Origin of the sequence: Streptomyces bicolor (assembly GCF_000719285.1) — a bacterium.
Taxonomy (GTDB): domain Bacteria; phylum Actinomycetota; class Actinomycetes; order Streptomycetales; family Streptomycetaceae; genus Streptomyces; species Streptomyces bicolor.
The window spans coordinates 1-292 of sequence record NZ_JOFS01000139.1; the positions used below are offsets into that span (position 1 = coordinate 1).

A 292-nucleotide genomic window follows, 5' to 3' on the forward strand; every position below is an offset into this window, starting at 1 on the left:
GGTGTTGCGCCAGGTGAAGTAGGTGTAGGACTGCTGGAAGCCGATCTGGGCCAGGGTGTGCATCATCGCCGGTCGGGTGAAGGCCTCGGCCAGGAAGATCACGTCGGGGTCGGTGCGGTTGATGTCGGCGATCACCCGCTGCCAGAACACGACGGGTTTGGTGTGCGGGTTGTCGACGCGGAAGATGCGCACGCCGTGGGCCATCCAGTGGCGCAGGACGCGCAGGGTTTCGGCGGTCAGGCCGTCGAGGTCGGCGTCGAAGGCGATGGGGTAGATGTCCTGGTACTTCTTG

At 65.1% G+C, this 292-nt stretch carries 1 pseudogene; it reads right to left on the reverse strand.

Annotated features, from left to right (window positions below):
• Positions 1-292, reverse strand: a pseudogene (locus IF78_RS44745) (alpha-1,4-glucan--maltose-1-phosphate maltosyltransferase); the annotation flags it as partial.